The organism is Peptoniphilus hominis (ex Hitch et al. 2025) (assembly GCF_040096015.1).
Lineage (GTDB): Bacteria > Bacillota > Clostridia > Tissierellales > Peptoniphilaceae > Peptoniphilus_A > Peptoniphilus_A hominis.
This window is the reverse complement of sequence record NZ_JBBMFO010000083.1, coordinates 1-626: the sequence shown is the minus strand read 5'-3', so window position 1 is coordinate 626 and position 626 is coordinate 1. Positions and strand designations below refer to the sequence as shown.

At 29.6% G+C, this 626-nt stretch carries 2 protein-coding genes; both read left to right on the top strand.

What is annotated here, in order from left to right; genetic code table 11:
• Positions 1-376, top strand: a 376-nt coding sequence (locus WMO19_RS09870; RefSeq protein WP_349171701.1) for a helix-turn-helix domain-containing protein, incomplete at its 5' end; no start/stop codon positions are given.
• Between the two features lie 59 nt (positions 377-435).
• A partial coding sequence (locus WMO19_RS09865) for an IS3 family transposase (protein ID WP_349171699.1) occupies positions 436-626 on the top strand: 191 nt, incomplete at its 3' end.

Below are 626 nucleotides of genomic sequence, written 5' to 3'. Positions count from 1 at the left end.
TTACTCTTTAGACTTCAAACTAAATGTAGTAGACTTGTACTTAACAGGAGAAATGTCCTATCAAAGTCTTGCTAATGAACTGAAAATTAATAACCCAAGCATAATAGCTAGATGGGTAACAGAATTTAGAGAAGAAGGGATTGAAGGACTAAAAGCAAAAAAGAGAGGTAGACCTTCAAATATGCCAAGTACAGATAAAAACAAAAATCTAAAAAACAAAAATAGTAAAGTAAAAGAAGATCTAAGTGAATTAGAAAAACTAAGAAAAGAAAACTACTATCTTCAAATGGAAGTAGAAATTCTAAAAAAAAAGATTCAATTCTCTCAAATGACACAGGAAGAAATAGACAGATATCTGAGGTCATTAGATCATTAAGAGATAAATTCAAACTAAAAGATCTTTTAGAATACTTTAACTTTCCAAAATCAACCTACATGTATTGGCAAAAACGCTTAGACAGACCAAACAAAGATGAGCAAGTAGAGAAGACAATACTAGATATTAGAAAAGACAATCCAAACTATGGCTATAGAAGAATAACAGCTATGCTAAAAAGATTAGGCTATGTAATAAACAAGAAGAAAGTACAAAGACTAGTACAAAAACTAAAACTTCAAGTAACAAG